Here is a 17,510-nt window from a genome sequence, read left to right on the forward strand (position 1 = left end):
GTCGCGATGCTCACGCGTCCTCCTTCCGGTCCGCGCGCAGCACGAGCAGCATGAGCGCGACGGTGACGACGAAGACGACGACCGAGATGGCCGACGCGTATCCGACGCGGCCGGTCAGGCCGGTGCCGACGCGTTGCACCAGCATCACCAGCGTGGTGTCCTCGCCGGCCGGGCCGCCGTTGGGCCCGGCCATCAGATAGACCTCGGAGAACACCTTGAAGGCGGCGACCGAGGACAGTGCGGCCACCAGCACCATGGTGGAGCGCACGGCGGGCACGGTGACGGTGAAGAAGCGGCGGACGGAGCCCGCGCCGTCCACGGATGCGGCCTCGTGGAGTTCACGCGGCACGTTGGCGAGCGCCGCCAGGTAAATGATCATGTAGTAGCCGAGGCCCTTCCAGACCGTGACGGCCATGGCGCTCAGCAGGAGCAGCCACTGGTCGCTGAGGAAGCCGACCGAGCCGACGCCCACGGCCTCCAGCACCGCGTTGACCAGGCCCCGTTCATCCAGCATCCACACCCAGATCAGGCCCACCACGACGATGGACGCGACCACCGGCGTGTAGAAGGCGGACCGGAAGAAGGTGATGCCGGGGATGTGTTTCTGGACGAGCATCGCGAGCAGCAGCGGCAGCAGGACGAGCGCGGGGACGACCCCCACGATGTAGAGCGTCGAGTTGCGGAGCCCGATCCAGAACATGTCGTCGTGCAGCAGCTCCCGGAAGTTGTCCAGACCGACGTACTCCCCCGGGATCAGGGTGCGCTTGTCGGTGAAGGAGTTGATGAGCGTGCTGACGAACGGATAGAGGATGAAGATGCCGACGATCAGCAGGCCCGGTGCCGCGAACAGCCATGGGCTGGAAGGCAGTTGACGTCTGATGCGGCGGAGGGGCGGGCTTTGGTCGGCCGCGGTGCTGGAGCTTTTCATGGTGGTGGTCCGTGTCGTCCTGTCAGCTCTGCTTCAGCAGCCGGTCACAGTTCTTGACAGCGTTGTCAAGCGCTTCCTTGGGGCTCTGCTTGCCCTGCAGCGCCCTGGCCACGCCGTTGCGCAGCTCGATCTTCATCTGCTCGCTGAACAGCACGGGCGTGTAGTTCACCGCGGTCTTGATGGACTTGGCGGCGGCGACCCGCACCCGCGTGTCGTCGGTGCCGTCCTGCTTGGTGAAGTACGGGTCGTCGAGCGAACCCTTCGTGCTGGGGAAGATCGCCACCTTCTTGGCGAAAGACATCTGGCGCTGCGCGTCCGTCACGTAGTGGGCGAAGGCCACGGCGGCGGGCGTCTGCTTGGTGCGGGTGTTCACCATGACACCCATCACGTACATGTTGTCCTTGCCGGTGTCGGTGATCTGCGGCGTGATCCCGATGTTCTTGTAGAGGCCGGGCGCGTCCTTCTTGAACTTGCCGAGGTCCAGGGCGCTTCCGGGGTTCATGGCGACGGCCTCGGTGAGGAACTTCTTGCCCGTCGACTCGGGCGTCGCGGTGAGCGCCTGGCCGTCCAGGGCCTTCGCGTCGTACAACTCCTTGTACTTGGTGAGGAGTTCCACGCCCTTGGGGCCGTTGAAGGTGAACCTGGTCCCTTCCTTGTCCATCAGCGGTACGCCGTAGCGCCCGAAGTCCTCGATGGTGGGGACGTTGGCGAGCGTGGCGGTCTTGCCCTTGGTCTCCTTCGACAGCTTCAGCGCGTCGGCGAAGAGTTCGTCGTACGTCTTCGGGGGCTTGTCGGCGTCGAGCCCGGCTTCCTTGAAGATCCGCTTGTTGTAGAAGAGCGGCCCGGTGTTCAGGTACCACGGGAAGGCGTACGTGCCTTCCGTGCCCGGTATCTGGTGGCTCTTCCACGCCCCCGGCAGATACTCCTTCTCGTACTTGCCCGCGGCCTTGTCGAGGTCGAGCGCGAGACCGGCCTTGGCGAGCGGGGCCACCAGGTCGGGCGAGACGTTGACGACGTCGGGCAGGGTGCCGGCCGCGGCGTCGGCGCTGATCTTGTCGGCGTAGCCCTCGCCGGGCTGGTCGACCCAGTTCACCTTCGTGCCGGGGTACTTCTTCTCGAAGCCGTCGACGACGCCCTCGAAGTACGACTTGAAGTTCGCCTTCAGGTTCCAGGTCTGGAAGGTGATCTCGCCCTCGATCTTGCCGGACGCGTCGGTCGAACCGCCGCCGTCGCCTCCGTCGCCACAGGCGCTCAGCGGCAGGAGCACGGCGAGGACGGCGGCAGCGGCGGCTGCCCTTCTGGGGATGCGGGGGTGGTGGGAGATGCGCACGGTGAAACGGCTCCTTTGCTCGGCCCAGCGTGAGGCAGACCTTGCATGGAACTCCGGCAAAAAGTCAATGGATTCGTGGAACACTCCCGGGAATCTCTTCAACTATGCAGGTCAGAGCGGTACGTTGAACTTCTTGCGGGGATCGACTAAAGCGCTTTAGAGTGTGCTGGCTCAAGCGCATTAGTATGCGCGCCACAGGAAAGGGGCACTACCGGTGCAAGGCAAGCGGTCCCCGGCACGCCGGCCGACCATGAAGGACATCGCACGCCGCGCCGGCGTCTCCGAGAGCGCCGTGTCCTTCGCGCTCAACGACCGGCCCGGAGTCTCCGAGGTCACCCGCGACCGGGTCCGCAGGGTCGCCGAGCAGTTGGGCTGGCACCCGAGCACGGCGGCGCGCGCGCTGTCCGGCGAGGGGTCCGCGACGGTGGGGCTCGTGGTGGCCCGGCCCGCCGGGACACTGGGCGTCGACTCGTTCTTTCTGCAACTGATCTCGGGCATCCAGGAGGTCCTGGCGGAACGTCAACTGGGCCTGCTCTTCCAGGTGGTGGAGGATGTGACCGCCGAGTGCGCGGTCTATCAGCGCTGGTGGGCCGAGCACCGGGTGGACGGCGTGCTCGTCGTGGACCCGCGCACTCAGGATCCGCGCCCGGCGCTCCTCGACGACCTCGGACTGCCCGCGGTGGTGACGGGCGGCGTACCGGACCCGGAGGCACACCACCCCGGTCTCTCCACCGTCTGGGCCGACGACGCGGGCGCGATGGCAGCGGTCGTGGACCATCTGCACGCCCTCGGCCACCGCCGCATCGTGCACATCGCGGGACTGCCCGGCCTCGCCCACACCGAGCGGCGGATCCGCACGCTGCGGGCCGAGGCCGAGCGGCGCGACCTGTCGGAGGTCCGCTCGGTGACCACGGACTACTCGGACGCGGAGGGCGCCGCGGTGACCCGGCGTGTGCTGTCCGCCGCGTCACCGCCGACGGCTCTGGTGTACGACAACGACGTGATGGCCGTCGCGGGGATCGCCGCGGCGGCCTCGCTGGGCTTCTCCGTGCCGGGGGACGTGTCGGTGATCGCGTGGGAGGACTCGGCGCTGTGCCGGATGGTGCACCCGTGGCTCACGGCCCTGTCACGCGACACGGTGTCCTTCGGGCGCACGGCGGCGCGCGAACTCCTCTCCCTCCTGGACGACGGCCCCGCGGCCACGGTCCAGGTGCCGCTGCCCACGCTCATCGAGCGGGAGAGCACGGGGCGGGTGGCCAGGGGCTAGCAGGTTCCGCGGGCCCCACCCCCGGAAGCCTGTTCTGCCCCGCCCCGCCCTACAGTGCCGGGCATGGCTGACATCTACGAGCTCTCGGTGGCGCTGGACCTGTGCGCGGACGTCTCCGACGAGAAGATCGCCGAACTCCGGTGGCATCTCGGCCTGGGCCCCCGGCCGGTGACACTGACGATCGTGCGCGCATTCCCGGTCGTGGTGGAGAACGACGAGGGTGAGCCGGTGATCGAGGACGACCCTGTGCCGCTCCTGGGGTGTCACGACGCGGCCTCGAAGGTGGGCGGGGCCCTCACCGCCGCGTTGCTGTCGCGCGCGGGAGGCCGGGCGTTGACCGCACGCCAGGAGATCCACCCGGACGACTTCGATCGTGTCGGCGAGCTGCTCGTCTGGCTGGCGGGCAGGGCAGTCGACCACCACGAGCGGCCCGGCGGCGCGGTCAATGTCGGCTGGATCAGGTTCCACGAGGAGGACGTGCCGGTCCCTCTGACGGTGCGGGACGGAGGGGTTGCATGGCCCTAAGCCTTGTCGTACCAGGAGAAAGCCGTGATCCGCCAGCCCTCCGGGGTGCGGACGAACTGGATGGTCTTGGTCCCGCTCCCCTCGAAGGGTTCGCCGTCCAGCGTCCCGGACTTGCGGTACGTGCCGAAGCGCGAGGCGATGTCGCCCTCGATGTCGGTCCGTTCGGATGTCTCCCACTCGGAGAAGTCGGTCAGCCGGCCGTCCGCCAGGAGTCGTTCGCGCGGCTCGATGAACTCCTCCACCGTGTAGACCGTGAACTTCGGTCCGGTCGAGACGATCACGCCCCCGGGAAGGACCAGGCGGCGGATCCGGGCCACATCGGCGGCCCGGCCACCACGATTGTCGAAGGCGCCGAAGAACTCGGCGGTCACGGCGTCGATCTCGTTCTTGGACATGGCCGCGACGGTAACACCGCGGCGGCCCGGCCCACTTGGGGCTTGTGGAGAAGCCCGCTACACCAGAAGCCCCCTACACCCGCGACCGGTACAGGCCGAACTCCGCCAGGCGTACCGCCCCGCGCGACCCCGTCACCCGCAGCCGCCACTCCCGTGCCCGTACCGGCGTGGCAAGGGTCAGGACCCGGCTCGCCCCCACCGTGTCCACCTCGGTCACGAGGGTCCATCCGGAGCCGCCGGAGACCCGCGCCTCGATCACCGCGTGCTCCAGCTGCTGCCCCTGCCGGATCTCCTCCCCCAGCCGAATACGGTCGACTTCGCGCGCCTCCCCCAGGTCGACGGTGAGCGTCCCCCGGGAGGGCGCGGGGCACGCCCACGCCGTGTCCGGGTCGCCGTCGACCGCCCGCGACGGGCGGCGGCCGTCACCCCGGGCCCGTGCGTTCCGCGCGAGGTCCTCGGGCAGTTCGCGCCCGACCCGCTCGCGGAACTCCCGCAGCCGCGCCACGTCCGCCTCGGGGAGCAGGCCCCTTTGGTCCGGCGGGATGTTGAGGAGCAGCACGGAGTTGCGGCCCACCGAGCGGAACCAGATGTCCGTCAACTGCTCGACGGACTTGGGCTGTTCGTCCTCGTGGTAGAACCACCCCGGCCTGATCGACACGTCGCACTCCGCCGGCCACCACTGGACGTACTGGGCGACCTCCCTCGCCTCGGCGAGTGCCTGGCGGCTGCCCTGGTCGGGGGCGTCGTACTTCAGGGCGTAGTCGATGCTGCCGTTCCCCGAGTCCTTGACGGGCACGACGCTCCACTCGTTCTCGCGCGCCAGTCCGCCTTCGTTGCCGACCCACCGGACGTCGGGGCCGCGTACGGCGACCGTCGCGTCCGGGGCCAGGGCGCGGATGATCGCGTACCAGCTGTCCCAGTCGTACGTCTCGACCTTCTCCGGCGGGATGCGTCCCTGCGCGCCGTCGAACCACACCTCGTCGATGGGCCCGTACTCGGTCAGGACCTCGTACAGCTGGTTGAGCATGTGCGCGCCGTAGTCGGTCGCGTCGAGCGTGAACGACTCCACGGCGGCGGCGTCCGCCCGGTCGTCGCCCTCCACCGGCGTGGGGATGGTGCGCCGTGAGCGGGCGCTGCCGTTGGCGTAGACGCCGTGCAGGTACTGGTTCTCGTCGGCGGGTGAGATGTAGACGCCCACCTTGATCCCGTGGCGTCGCAGCGAGTCGGCGAACGAGCGCAGCACATCGCCCTTGCCGTCCCGCCAACTGCTGCTCACCACACTGTGCTTGGTGTAGCGCGAGGGGTAGAGCACGAAGCCGTCGTGGTGCTTGACGGTGAGGATGGCAAGCTTGAATCCGCCGTCGCGCAGGGCCCGCGCCCACTGGTCGGTGTCGAGGCCGGACGGCTGGAAGACGTCGGGGTCCTCGTCGCCCGTGCCCCATTCGAGGCCGGTGAAGGTGTTGACCCCGAAGTGCAGGAACGCGGTCTGTTCCAGCCGCTGCCAGGCGATCTGCCGTTCCGTGGGCCTGACTCGGGAGGCTTTGGCGACGACTTCGTCCGCGGAGTCCTCGGGGCTGATCGGGATGCGGTAGGGCGGCTTCGGAACGGCGGGGGTGCCGGTGGGGCCGGGCGCCGCGAGGGCGAGGGATGTGCTCGAAGCGGCGACCGCCGTGGTGACGGCGGCGGTCACGAAGAGACGTCTGCTGACAGTCATGGGGGTGCGGTCTCCCTGTCGGATGCCGGGGTACTGGGATCAGCGCGCGGTCAAGGTCCAGGTGGCCGGGGCCTGTTGATCCGCCGGGTACTGCTGGAGCCGCCCGTCGTCGGTGACGTACACGGACATCTGGGTGATGGCGTTCGTCAGCCGGTAGCCGTCCTTCGCCTTCTCCAGTTGCCAGCGCTGCAGGGTGTTCGCCGCGTCACATGTCTCCCGCGTGACCGAACTGCCGGGCTCAAGGGGCACGTTGAGGGTGAGCTTCCCGCTCCGGGTCTCCAGGCAGGTGCCGTCCGCCGTGGACTTCAGCGTGACGTAGCCGTCGGCGGTGCGCTCGACGGCGTAGGCGGCGGGTTCCGCATGCCCCTTGGTGTCCCGCAGGGTGTACGTTCCGTCCGCCACCGGAACCTTCGTCAGGTCACGCCAACCGGGCGCGTGGCCGACGGACTTGGCGCGCGCGGTGAAGTCGGCGTACGTCGGGTCGGGGTTTGCGGAACCCCAGGTGACCTGGGCGACATGGCTGAGCGGCATGGCCATGGAGGCCGCGACCTCGTTCTCGGTCTCGCCCCGGCCGTTGTCCGGCCACAGGCTGATCTTCGCCCCGGTGATGCCGTCGCTCGTCGCGAGCTTCTCGCCCTCGAAGCTGCGCGGGTCCCACGCCTGGTCGTAGAGCGCCTTGGTGTCGGTGTGGAAGCCGCCGCGCACGAGGTAGAGCGCGTAGGCGGCATTCTGCAACGGGTAGCCCCGGGCGATGAGTTCGCTCGGCTTCGTCTTCACGTCGAGCCAGTGCTCCACGCTCGTCCCCGCCGCGACCGGCACCGTGTTCGCGCCGGTCAGGCCGTCGTTCCAGATGCGCAGCTGCTTGCCCTTGCCCTTCGTGTACGCGTGCACCCGGTTGATGAAGTCGACGAAGGCGTCCTGCGGGGTCGCCTTCTCACCGTACTTCTTCTTCGCGTATTCGAGGATGTGGGGGTACTTGGCGAAGTCGGAGCCGAGCATGTACTCGTCGGCGCCCATGTGCCAGGACTTCGCGGGGAACACCTCGGCGTACTCGTCGATGAGGCTCGTGTAGTACGCGAAGGCCTCGTCCTTGGTGATGTCGAGGCGCGAGGGCTGCGGCTTTCCGTCGGAGTCGGTGAGCTGGAGATCGGTGCGCTTCTCCAGCCAAGGGTCCATGTGGCCGGGCGAGTTGATCTCCGGGATGATCGTGACGTGGTACTTCTCGCCGAGGGCGACGATGCGGCGTATCTCGCTCTTGGTGTAGTAGCCCCAGCTGTTGGCCTCGGGGTGCTCGTCGCTCTTCACCTTGAGTTCGAGGAGCAGCTGGTTCTGCTTGTTGTACGCCATGTCGCGTACGAGGTTCTCCAGCCAGGGCGTGGAGATGTGGATGTAGCAGGCGCAGACGCCCACCCCGCGTTCCTTGTACCGCGGCACGTCCACGGTGCGTCCGGCCGGCACACGGTCGCTCTGGGCCAGGAGTTGGAGGAGGGTGCGGGTGCCGTAGAAGGCGCCGGTCTCCGTCTTGCCGGTGATCTCCAGGCGGCTGCCCGCGCGGAGGTCGTACCCCTCGGCGCCGAGCGTCTTGCGCGCGGGAGCCACGTCGATCACGATGTCGCCGTCGCGCGGGGCGCCGCCGGTGACCGGCACGCGGCCCTCGCCCGCGGCGCGCAGATCGTCGGCGAGGGTACGGGCGACTTCGCGTGCCGCACGCCCGTGCGCGACGAGCCGGGTGTCAGGCCCGTAGGCATAACTCCCCTTCCCCGGCGTCCAGTCGGCCAGGGCGGGGACGGTGCGGGGCGGGTCCGCGGCGGGCTGTGAGGTCCCGGCGGCCTGGGCCGCCGGGACCGGTGCCGCGAGCAGCAGCAGGGCCACCGCGGCGCCCCGCAGTCCGCGGAGCCGTGCGCGGCGTGGCGCACGGCTCGGCGCGAGGATCATGCGCATGTCAGTCATGACATCCGATGATTCAAGCGCCCACAGAGGGTGTCAATGCATTGCCCGCAGCGGGGACTTGGACATTTGCGCTGCCCTGCACCGACCCATCGGATGAATGCTGACCCTCGTCAGCCGGGCCAGGCACCCGTCAGCCGACGCGTCGCGACAGCGCCGCCACGGTCGACAGCCGCCTTGACCATGGCGAAGATCGCGCCCTGCAGCGTCGCCGCGAGCAGGATCTCGCCCCAGCTCCGGTCCTCGTCGGTGGCGTCGGGCGCGTCCTCGTCGTGGCCGATCACCTTCCACGCCTGTTTGAACAGCCCGCCCGCGGCCACACCGGCGAGCGCGCCGAGCGCCATCCCGACCGGCTTGTACGCGATCTTCGAGGCCTTCACCGTCCGCCCCCGTGCTTCCGCTTGCGCCGCATCACCATGTACGCGACCACCAGTGACGCGCCACCCGCGAGGAAGGCGGTACGGCGGTTGCGGACCTGCTCGGGCGCCTTGTCGTGCCACACCTCATTGGCCTGACCGGCCACGGCCTTCACCTGCCCGGTGGCGGCGACGGCCTTGTCCTTGACCTGGTCGGGCACCTTGTCCTGCAGCACATGGGCGGCCTCGGACGCCTTGGCCTTGGCCTGCTCGCCCAGCTCGGCGGCCTTGGTGGCGGTCTGCCCCTTGATCGCGACCGCCTTCTCCTGCGCGCGGGCCTTGACGTCCGTCTTGGCCGCCAGTGCCTCGACCGTCTCTCCCAGGTCCTGCCGGGTCTGCTCGACCTTGGCGCGCAGCTCCCCGGGGTCCGCGGTGTGCTTGTCGTCGGGCTGGTTCATCGCTGTGCACTCTCCTTGATCTCTGCGACATCGGCCTTCACGCCGTCGATCGCCTGCTCGGGGATCGGCGGTGCCGCTCGGCCGACCTCCTTCTTGCCGGTCATGGCCAGTACCGCGGCGATCAGACCGAGGACGGCGGTGACGATCAGCGCCGCGGCCCACACCGGAAGCGGCACGGCGAGCCCCGCGATCGCGGTGGCGACCAGCGCCTGCAGGGTCAGGAAGCCGACGAGACCGGCTCCGCCGAACAACCCGCTGCCTTTGCCGTAGCGCTTGGTCTTCTCCTTCATCTCCGCCTGTGCCACGCGCATCTCGCCGCGCACCAGCTCCGTCAGCTGCTGTGAGGCGCGCTGGACGAGGTCGCCCACCGGCTCGTTGTGGGGGGCGGTCTGGCCGGCGCTGTCACGGCCGGTGGTGTGCGGGCCTGTCTGGGCCATCGTCATCAACCTCCTGTCTGTTCAGCGGCCGAGTACCCCGATCTCCGGCATCGGCACATGGTCAGGGGCCGCGGTCGTCGGTCCCAGCCGTCCCGCGTCGTCACTCGTCCACGCGGCGGCGGTCCTGTTCGTCCCACGCGCGGGTGTCGCGTGGCGGTACGTAGGGCTCCTCCTCGGGGGGCAGCCCACCGGCTATGGCACGCTGCCGGGAAAGCTCCGCGTCAAACTCCAGGCCGAGCAGGATCGCGATGTTGCTGATCCACAGCCACACCAGAAAAATGATCACTCCGGCCAGCGCGCCGTAGGTCTTGTTGTAGGAGCTGAAGTTCCCCACGTAGAACGCGAATCCCGCCGAGGCGATCAACCAGATCACCAGGGCGATCACGCTGCCGGGGGTGATCCACTTGAAGCCCCGGCCCTTCACGTTCGGCGTCGCCCAGAACAGCAGCGCGATCATGGAGGTCACCAGCACGACGAGCACCGGCCACTTCGCGATGGACCACGCCGTCAGCGCCGCGTCCCCGATCCCCAGGGTCGAGCCCACGGTGCGGGCCAGACCCCCGGTGAACACCACGATGACCGCGCTGACGACCGCGAGCAGGAGGAGCACCACCGTCACGCCCACCCTGACCGGGAGCACCTTCCACACGGGCCGGCCCTCGGGCATGTCGTAGACGGCGTTGGCGGTGCGGATGAACGCGCCCACGTACCCGGACGACGCCCACACGGCCAGCACGATGCCGACCACCGCCATCAGCGAGCCGACGCCGCCCTGGCCCTCCAGCTGTTTCACGGCATCGCCGATGATGTCCCGCGCCGAACCGGGCGCGAGCTTCTCCAGGTTCTCCAGAAGCCAGTCGATCGCCGACTTGCCGACCACGCCGAGCAGGGAGACAAGCACCAGGAGCGTCGGAAACAGCGACAGCACCCCGTAGTAGGTCAGTGCCGCGGCCCGGTCCGTCAGCTCGTCGTCCTGGAACTCCTTGACGACGCCCTTGAGCACCGCCTTCCAGGACCGCTTGGGCAGCTGCGTGGGCTCTTCCGGCGCGCGGTCCACGTCGCGCTCTGCATCCGATGTTCCGTCCATACTCCCCGGATGACCCGCAACGGCCGGGCCATGCGCGAACGGGGCGACCCACCTGCGTGGACAACGCCGCGCGCCCCCGGCCGGGTGAGCGGGGGGCGCGCGGCGAAAGCGGTCGGATCAGTCGATACCCGGGAGGATGTGCGGCTCGGCGAGGTCGTCCTCGTAGCCGGCAAGGCGGATCGGGGCCGCTTTCGCCCACGAGTCCAGGTTGCTCAGCTTGCGGGGTCTGCCGGCCCGCTCCCTGCCGCGCTCCGCCGGTCGCTTTTCCTGCTTCGTCAGATCTGGTGTCACCGCGCACTCCTTTGTGTCGCGTAACGGAAGGACAAGAGCTGTTCGGTCGCGGTGGCGCCGTTGTTCAGGCGGGATCGCGGCCACGGTGGCGAGCCTGTCCCGGGGCGGCCGAGGGGTGCTTGTGGATCCCCTGGAGACCGTCCGTTCGCCTCACATTAACCAAATGAGCGCGCCCGCGCTCTATGGGGTCCGCCGAAGGAGTGTATTTCGGACAGTTGATCCCGGTGTGGGGGTGGCCCGCGAGCCGAAAAATTCTCAACGGGTCGAGCCCATGGGCCTTTCCAGGCCTCCATGGGACCGTACGCAGATGATTTCCGCCCAGGCAAGGGACGGCGCGGTGGCCCTGGTGACCGGGGCCTCGCGAGGGATCGGTTTCGCCGTCGCGCGGGCACTCGCCGAGTCGGGACACCGCCTCGTCCTGACCGCCCGCGAGCCGGACGCGCTGGAGGCGGCGGTGGACCGGCTGCGCGCGCACGGCGCCCAAGCCGTGGGATGCGCGGGCGGCGTGGCTGATTCCGGTCGGGCGCAGGCCTGCGTGGCGCTCGCGGTCCAGGAGTTCGGGCGGCTCGACGTCCTGGTGAACAACGCCGCGACGAACGCCCCCTACGGCGCGCTGATGGACGTCGACCTCACCCGGTGGCGTGCAGCGTTCACCGTGAACGTCGAGGCCGCGCTGCGCCTGACGCAGCTCGCCTGGCGGGCCTGGATGAGCGAGCACGGCGGGACGGTGGTGAACATCTGCACCGAGGGCGCGTCCCACGTGGGCCCGAACGTGGGCGCGTACGGCACCAGCAAGGCGGCGCTCCTGCACCTGACCGCCCAGCTCGCGGGCGAACTGGCGCCCTTGGTGCGGGTCAACTCCGTCTCCCCCGGCCTGATCCGCACCGAGATGGCCCGCTTCGTGTGGGACGGCGCCGAGGAGCAGCTCGCCGCGAGCCTGCCGCTCGGGCGCATCGGCGAACCGGAGGACGTGGCGCGTGCCGTGGCATGGCTGGTGTCGGACGCGGCCGAATGGGTGACGGGCGCGGACGTCCTCGTCGACGGCGGCACGCGGGTGCGGGCCGCCGCGGGGACGACGGCCCCGTACGCCGTGCACGAGCGGCTGCGGGCGGCGACGGTGGGCGAGGCCACGGACCAGGCGTGACACCGCCCGCGCGCGGCTACCACTTGCCGGGGGCGTAGTCCTTCAGGAAGATGCCGAACAGGTCCTCGCCCGCCTCGCCCCGCACGATCGGGTCGTAGACCCGGGCCGCGCCGTCGATCAGGTCGAGCGGGGCGTGGAAGCCCTCGTCGGCCAGCCGCAGCTTGTCGTAGTGCGGGCGCTCGTCGGTGATCCAGCCGGTGTCGATCGACGTCATGAGGATGCCGTCGGTCTGGAACATCTCCTGGGCGCTGGTGCGCGTCACCATGTTCATCGCGGCCTTTGCCGCGTTCGTGTTCGGGTGACCCGCGCCCTTGTAGCCGCGGCCGAAGACGCCCTCCATCGCCGAGACGTTGACGACGTACGAGCGGCCGCTCGATGCCTTCTTCGCGGCGTCGGCCATGGCCGAACGCAGCGCGCTGATCAGGATGAACGGCGAGGTGTAGTTGCACAGCTGCGTCTCGAGGAGCTCCACCGGGGAGATCTGCTCGATGGTCTGCACCCAGGTGTTGCTGTCGACGACGTCCGGGACGAGGCCGCCCGCGTCGATGGCGGTGCCGTCGAGGTGCCGGGCGATGCTGGCGTTGCCCGCGACGAGGGCGAGGTCGGCGACCTGCTGGGCGTCCAGGCCGCTGGTGCCGACGGGCAGCGCGGCCAGGCCGTCCACCGCGCCGGAGTTGAAGGCGCCGATGACGGAGTGGGCGGGCAGCTCCCCCGCGGGCAGCGGCGCGCCTTCGCCGTCGACCAGGGCGGCGTACGCGGAGGGCAGGCGGCGTACGGTCTGCGTCGCGTTGTTGATCAGGATGTCGAGGGGGCCCGCCGCCGCGAGCTGCTCGGCGAGCGCGACGGACTGCGCCGGGTCACGCAGGTCGATGCCGACGACCTCCAGGCGGTGCAGCCAGTCGGCCGAGTCGTCCATCGCCTTGAACCGACGGATGGCGTCCTTGGGGAAGCGCGTGGTGATGGTGGTGTGGGCGCCGTCGCGCAGGAGACGAAGCGCGATGTACATGCCGATCTTGGCGCGGCCGCCGGTGAGCAGGGCGCGCTTGCCGGTGAGGTCGGTGCGGGCGTCGCGCTTGGAGCGGTTCAGGGCCGCGCAGTCCTGGCAGAGCTGGTGGTAGAAGTAGTCGACTTCCACGTACCGGGTCTTGCAGGTGTAGCAGGAGCGGGGGCGCTGGAGTATCCCCGCGATCCTGCCCTCCTCGGTCTGCGAGGAGGGCAGCAGACCCTCGGTCTCGTCGTCGATGCGCTCGGCGGAGCCGGTGGCGGTGGCCTCGGTGACGGCCTTGTCGTGCGCGGTCTTCGCGGCCCGGCGCTCCTGACGGCGGCGCTGTTTCACGGTCCGGTAGACACCGGCCGTGGCGCGGCGCACGGCGATCGCGTCGGGGTGGTCGACGTCCAGCTTGTCGAGCTCGTCGAGCACGCTGAGGCACGTGGCGAGGCGGTCGGGGTCGATGCCGGGGCCGAAGGAGACCGACCCGGCCTCCTGGGGCTCGGCCGGACCGCCGGCCCCCGGGCTGTCCTCTGTCACCGTCATCGCCGCTGTCCTCGCGTCACTCATGCCGCGGCTCGTCTGGGTGACCGCGGAAGCTCCAAAGAAGAGAACTTTACGTAGCGACGGGCCCCTCTACCAAACGCGGACGGTTTACGCACGCTTCGACGAGCCCCGCGAGTTCCTCCCGCACGCCGCGCGCGAGAACGTCCAGGTCGGGTACGGCGGCCGCGTCCGCGACCAGACCGAAGTGCACCCGGCCCCGGAACGTCGACACCGCGACGGCCAGTGCCTGCCCCTGGGCCAGCGGCGCGAAGGGGTAGACGGCGGTGAGCGGGCAGCCGCCGAGCCGCAGGCCGAGGCTGGGCAGCGGGACGCTGGTCACCAGGATGTCGAAGAGCAGCCGGGCGGCCTGCGCGACGACGGGGCCGCCGATGCGGTGGCCGAGCGGCGGCAGATGATCGGCGAGCAGGGCGACGGCACCGGCGCCGCGGCCGGGACCCGCCTCTTTGTTGCGGTCCATGGCGGCCCGCACCGCCCGCAGCCGCGCGACCGGGTCCGGATCACCGACCGGGAGGCGGACCAGATACCCGGAGAGCCGGTTGCCCGGCGGCTGCGCGGAGCGCGGCCTGCGCCGGGAGACCGGGACGAGGGCGCGCGGCTCCACCCCCTCGCTGCCGTCGCCGCGCTCGTCGAGCCAGCGGCGCAGCGCTCCCGCGACCACGGCGATCAGGACGTCGTTGACGGTGCCGCCCACGGTCTTGCGCACGCGGTGCACGTCGTCCAGGTCGAGCAGCACCCCCGCGGTGCGCCGCGTGCCGGTGGCCTGCGACGTGAGGGCGGCCGATGACCGTACGCCCCAGGTGGCGCGGGCGACGGACGAACCGATGTCCAGGGCCTGCCCCACGTCGCCGACGGTGTCGCGGACCAGGCCCGGCAGCTTGCGCGGGTCGGGCAGCCAGGACCACCGGGAGGTCTCGGGCCCGGCGGGCGCCGGACGGGCCGCGGGCAGCTCCGTGGGGTCCATGACGGCCGCCGCGAGCATCAGGGCGCGCAGCCCGTCGGCGAGGGCGTGGTGGAACTTGAAGAGGACGGCGAAGGAGGTGCCGTCGCCGCCCGGCAGCACATGCGCCTCCCACGGCGGCCGCTCGCGCTCCAGGGGGCGCTGCATGAGCGCGCCCGCCGCCGTGTGGAAGTCCTGCGCGGGCTCGGCGAGGCGGACGTGGTCCAGCGGGTCGAAGGCGGGGGCGGTGGCGCGGACGGCCCCGCCGACCGGCAGCCAGACCGGGCGGATCCGCAGCCGCAGTCCGGGCACGGCGGCCGCGCGTTCGGCCAGGAGCCGGGCGGCGCGCTCGGCGGCGTCCGGTGAGTCGGCCTCGAAGACGCCGAGCGCTCCCAGGTGCATGGGGTGTGCGGCGGACTCGATGTTCCAGAAGGCGAGGTCGAGAGGTGCGAGCAGGTCGGAGGACTCAGCGGTCTGCGCTTTCAACGGGTTCAACGGTCTGCTCTCGCGTCGAGGACGATGCGGGGGGCGGCATGAGTGTGCAGTCAATCGCCGTTGCGCGACTACGGTCAAGTACGATCAAGCTACGCACAGTTAACAACAGATTAAGGCCCGCCTCTCTGGGAGAGGCGGGCCTGATGGTGCGCAAGTGGCGTATCGGTTACGTCACTTCGGCAGGGGCGGGGTACGTCACTTCAGTGCGGGCGGCGCGGCATCCTGCGACGTGCCCCACTCCGAGGGCTTGTCGCCCACCGTGAAGGTGATCTCGCGGGTGTCACGGATGTCGTCGGTCGTCAGGTACGTCTTGCCGTAGTCGGCGCCGTCCGTGCGCGCCGACTGGATGTACCGGTCGGTGTCCGAGGTGCCCGGCGCCTTCACCGTGAGACGGCCCTTCGGGTAGTAGCGGCGGTCGAGCTTCAGGTCGACGCGCTCGAAGACGGGCGTCGACAGGCCCCATGTGTCCGTGCCGGGCTGGACCGGGAAGACACCGATCGAGGACAGCACGTTCCAGGCGGACATGGTGCCGAGGTCATCGTTCCCGGTCATGCCGGTCGGGGTGTCCGTGAAGAGGGTGAGCGCGGCGTGCACCACGTCGGTCGTCTTCCACGGCTGGCCCGTCGACAGGTAGGTGTACGGGGCGATGAGGTCGGGCTCGTTCTGCGGGTTGTACTTGTCGGCGTTGTAGTAGTCGTACGGGCCGTTGACCCACACCTCGCGCGCGGTCTTCGCCGGGTCCTTCAGGAGCTCCTCGTAGGCGAAGAAGGAGTCGAGACGGTCGTTGGTGGCCTGCTTGCCGCCGATGAGACCGACCATGCCGGGCAGGTCCTGCGGGACGAGCCACTGGTACTGCCAGGACGTGCCCTCGTGGAAGCCCTCGCTCTTGGCCGGGTCGGCGGGGCCGGTGAAGGCGCCCGCCGCGTCCCGCGCCCGGAAGAATCCGGTCGAGGGGTCGAAGATCTTCCGGTAGTTCTGCGCACGCTCCGCGTACCGCTTGGCGTCGGCCTTGTGTCCGAGGTCGCCGGCCATCTGCCCGAGCATCGCGTCCGAGAGCGCGTACTCCAGCGTCGCGGAAGCACCGTGGTCGTAGTCCGAGTCGCCGGGCTTGGCGTGCGGGCGGCCCTTGATGTACGGCGCGAAGCCCTCGCTCAGATACTCCTTGTTGGCCTCGCGGCCCACGGGCGCCGAGTCGGCGGGCGGCACACCGTCCGCGTTCTTCTTCAGCGCGCGGTACGCCTCCTCCTCGTGCCCCTTGAGCAGACCCTGCTGATAGGCGTTGGTGAGGAAGGGGGTGACGGGGTCGCCGGTCATGATGTTCGTCTCGACCGTGCCGTAGCCCCACTTGGGCAGCCAGCCGCTCTCCTCGTCGATCTTCAGGACGGAGAGCGCCATGTCACGGGACTCGTGCGGCGCGAGCAGGGCGAGGAGCTGCGCCTGGGTGCGGTAGGTGTCCCACAACGACCAGTTCTGGTAGTACGTGAAGCCTTTGGCGCGGTGGGTCTTCTGGTCCCAGCCCGTGTAGCGGCCGTCGACGTCGCTGCCGATGTTCGGCGCGAGGAACGAGCGGTAGAGGGACGAGTAGAAGGTGCGGCGCACGGTCTCGCTGCCGCCCTGCGCCTGCACGTCGTCGAGCCGGTCCTCCCACGCGGCCTGCGCGGCCTTGGCGACACGGTCGTACGAACGCCCGCCCTCGGCACGGAGGTTGAGCGCGGCCCCCTTGGCGTCGACGTACGACAGGGCGGTGGTCGCCTCGACGGTGCGGTCCTTGGAGGTGTCGAAGCGGACGTACGCGCCGTTGCGCTCCTCGCCCGCCGACGACGACTTGGAGCCCGCGGTGACGGTGTCGCCCTTCCAGGTGCCCGAGGTGGTGAAGGGGCGGTCGAACTTGGTGATCGTGTAGACGGTGTACGGCTTGGTGTCCTGGCAGAAGCCGCTGCCGGTGATCGCCGTGCGGACCGTGCGGCTGTCGACGATCTCGACCTTGGTGCTGCCCGTCTTGTGAAGCGACTGCCCCGCGTTGAGCAGGACATTGGCCTTGTCGGTGGCGGGGAAGGTGTAGCGCTGCACGCCGGTGCGCTTGGTGGCGGTCAGCTCGGCCTCGATGCCGGACTTCAGGCCCACTTGGTACGAGCCGGGGCTCGCCTTCTCGTCGTCGTGACTGAACTCCGCCGCGTACTTCGCGTAGTCCGTCTCCTTGACGTCACCCGTGGTGGGAAGCACCGGCAGGTCACCGCCGAGTCCGCAGCCGACGCCCGAGAGATGGACGGTCGAGAAGCCGCGGATGTGGGTGTCGGAGTGGTCGTAGCCGGTGTTGTGGCCGGTGTCGGGCGAGAACTGCACCATGCCGAAGGGCACGGCCGCACCGGGGTATGTGTTGCCCTCGTTCTCGGTGCCGATGAACGGGTTGACCAGGTCGGTGAGGCGGCCGTCCGCCGCCGGGGCGGCCTGCGCCGCCGGTATGTCGAGGGCTCCCCCGAGGAGCGTGGCCGCGGCCACCGCCACCCCCATACCGCGTAGCCGTTGGGTCCATCTCATGGGTGGGAACGCCTCCTTGGACAACGTTGTCACAGCGCGGAACGCGATCATTCTTCGGGGAACGCGTCGTGTGCGTCAAGGGGTGGGAGACAGCGAGGGGGCCGCT

16 protein-coding genes are annotated in these 17,510 nt (G+C 70.0%); 3 read left to right on the forward strand and 13 right to left on the reverse strand.

Annotated elements, in window-relative coordinates:
- Positions 1-10 precede the first annotated feature (10 nt).
- The gene (locus AB0I66_RS10015; protein WP_363207273.1) at positions 11-928 is read right to left on the reverse strand and encodes a sugar ABC transporter permease; all 918 of its coding nucleotides are present in this window, start codon (positions 926-928) and stop codon (positions 11-13) included.
- A 22-nt stretch (positions 929-950) separates the two neighbouring features.
- Positions 951-2,258 (reverse strand): extracellular solute-binding protein, encoded by a 1,308-nt coding sequence (locus AB0I66_RS10020; protein ID WP_363207274.1) that lies wholly within the window; start codon positions 2,256-2,258, stop codon positions 951-953.
- A 250-nt stretch (positions 2,259-2,508) separates the two neighbouring features.
- On the opposite strand from AB0I66_RS10020, the gene AB0I66_RS10025 reads away from it, so the two are divergent.
- Together AB0I66_RS10025 and AB0I66_RS10030 are read left to right on the forward strand one after the other, a co-directional pair.
- The gene (locus tag AB0I66_RS10025; protein WP_363207275.1) at positions 2,509-3,525 is read left to right on the forward strand and encodes a LacI family DNA-binding transcriptional regulator; all 1,017 of its coding nucleotides are present in this window, start codon (positions 2,509-2,511) and stop codon (positions 3,523-3,525) included.
- 63 nt (positions 3,526-3,588) lie between these two features.
- Positions 3,589-4,050, forward strand: coding sequence for a hypothetical protein (locus AB0I66_RS10030; RefSeq protein ID WP_363207276.1), 462 nt, complete (start codon positions 3,589-3,591; stop codon positions 4,048-4,050).
- On the opposite strand, the gene AB0I66_RS10035 is transcribed toward AB0I66_RS10030, so the two are convergent.
- The 8 genes from AB0I66_RS10035 to AB0I66_RS10070 all read right to left on the reverse strand — a co-directional run bounded on the left by AB0I66_RS10035 (position 4,047) and on the right by AB0I66_RS10070 (position 10,735).
- The gene (locus tag AB0I66_RS10035; RefSeq protein WP_363207277.1) at positions 4,047-4,445 is read right to left on the reverse strand and encodes a nuclear transport factor 2 family protein; all 399 of its coding nucleotides are present in this window, start codon (positions 4,443-4,445) and stop codon (positions 4,047-4,049) included. The two genes, AB0I66_RS10030 and AB0I66_RS10035, sit on opposite strands and share 4 nt — an antisense overlap.
- 73 nt (positions 4,446-4,518) lie before the next feature.
- The gene (locus tag AB0I66_RS10040) at positions 4,519-6,159 is read right to left on the reverse strand and encodes an alpha-L-fucosidase (protein ID WP_363207278.1); all 1,641 of its coding nucleotides are present in this window, start codon (positions 6,157-6,159) and stop codon (positions 4,519-4,521) included.
- Between the two features lie 39 nt (positions 6,160-6,198).
- Entirely contained in the window at positions 6,199-8,109 is a 1,911-nt protein-coding gene (locus AB0I66_RS10045; RefSeq protein WP_363207279.1) for a family 20 glycosylhydrolase, read from the reverse strand.
- Positions 8,110-8,219: 110 nt separating this feature from the next.
- Positions 8,220-8,486 (reverse strand): DUF4235 domain-containing protein, encoded by a 267-nt coding sequence (locus tag AB0I66_RS10050; RefSeq protein ID WP_363207280.1) that lies wholly within the window; start codon positions 8,484-8,486, stop codon positions 8,220-8,222.
- The gene (locus tag AB0I66_RS10055; RefSeq protein WP_363207281.1) at positions 8,483-8,920 is read right to left on the reverse strand and encodes a DUF3618 domain-containing protein; all 438 of its coding nucleotides are present in this window, start codon (positions 8,918-8,920) and stop codon (positions 8,483-8,485) included. Before AB0I66_RS10055 ends, AB0I66_RS10050 begins: the two co-directional genes overlap by 4 nt.
- Positions 8,917-9,288 (reverse strand): phage holin family protein, encoded by a 372-nt coding sequence (locus AB0I66_RS10060; RefSeq protein ID WP_363207865.1) that lies wholly within the window; start codon positions 9,286-9,288, stop codon positions 8,917-8,919. Before AB0I66_RS10060 ends, AB0I66_RS10055 begins: the two co-directional genes overlap by 4 nt.
- Positions 9,289-9,457: 169 nt before the next feature.
- Positions 9,458-10,444, reverse strand: coding sequence for a YihY/virulence factor BrkB family protein (locus AB0I66_RS10065; protein ID WP_363207282.1), 987 nt, complete (start codon positions 10,442-10,444; stop codon positions 9,458-9,460).
- A gap of 117 nt (positions 10,445-10,561) precedes the next feature.
- Positions 10,562-10,735: a hypothetical protein gene (locus tag AB0I66_RS10070; protein WP_363207283.1), complete on the reverse strand. Its 174-nt coding sequence runs from the start codon at positions 10,733-10,735 to the stop codon at positions 10,562-10,564.
- Positions 10,736-11,042: 307 nt separating this feature from the next.
- Between AB0I66_RS10070 and AB0I66_RS10075 the strand changes: the two genes are divergently transcribed.
- Positions 11,043-11,879: an SDR family oxidoreductase gene (locus AB0I66_RS10075; RefSeq protein ID WP_363207284.1), complete on the forward strand. Its 837-nt coding sequence runs from the start codon at positions 11,043-11,045 to the stop codon at positions 11,877-11,879.
- Between the two features lie 16 nt (positions 11,880-11,895).
- Here the strand turns inward: AB0I66_RS10075 and AB0I66_RS10080 are convergent, their stop codons facing one another.
- The 3 genes from AB0I66_RS10080 to AB0I66_RS10090 all read right to left on the reverse strand — a co-directional run bounded on the left by AB0I66_RS10080 (position 11,896) and on the right by AB0I66_RS10090 (position 17,404).
- Positions 11,896-13,413, reverse strand: a complete 1,518-nt coding sequence (locus tag AB0I66_RS10080) for an SDR family NAD(P)-dependent oxidoreductase (protein ID WP_363207285.1) — start codon at positions 13,411-13,413, stop codon at positions 11,896-11,898.
- Between the two features lie 70 nt (positions 13,414-13,483).
- Entirely contained in the window at positions 13,484-14,857 is a 1,374-nt protein-coding gene (locus AB0I66_RS10085; RefSeq protein ID WP_363207286.1) for a wax ester/triacylglycerol synthase family O-acyltransferase, read from the reverse strand.
- A gap of 204 nt (positions 14,858-15,061) precedes the next feature.
- On the reverse strand, positions 15,062-17,404 hold the full coding sequence (locus AB0I66_RS10090; RefSeq protein WP_363207287.1) for a GH92 family glycosyl hydrolase: 2,343 nt from the start codon (positions 17,402-17,404) through the stop codon (positions 15,062-15,064).
- Positions 17,405-17,510: the final 106 nt, after the last annotated feature.

Source organism: Streptomyces sp. NPDC050439 (assembly GCF_040655335.1).
Taxonomy (GTDB): Bacteria; Actinomycetota; Actinomycetes; order Streptomycetales; family Streptomycetaceae; genus Streptomyces.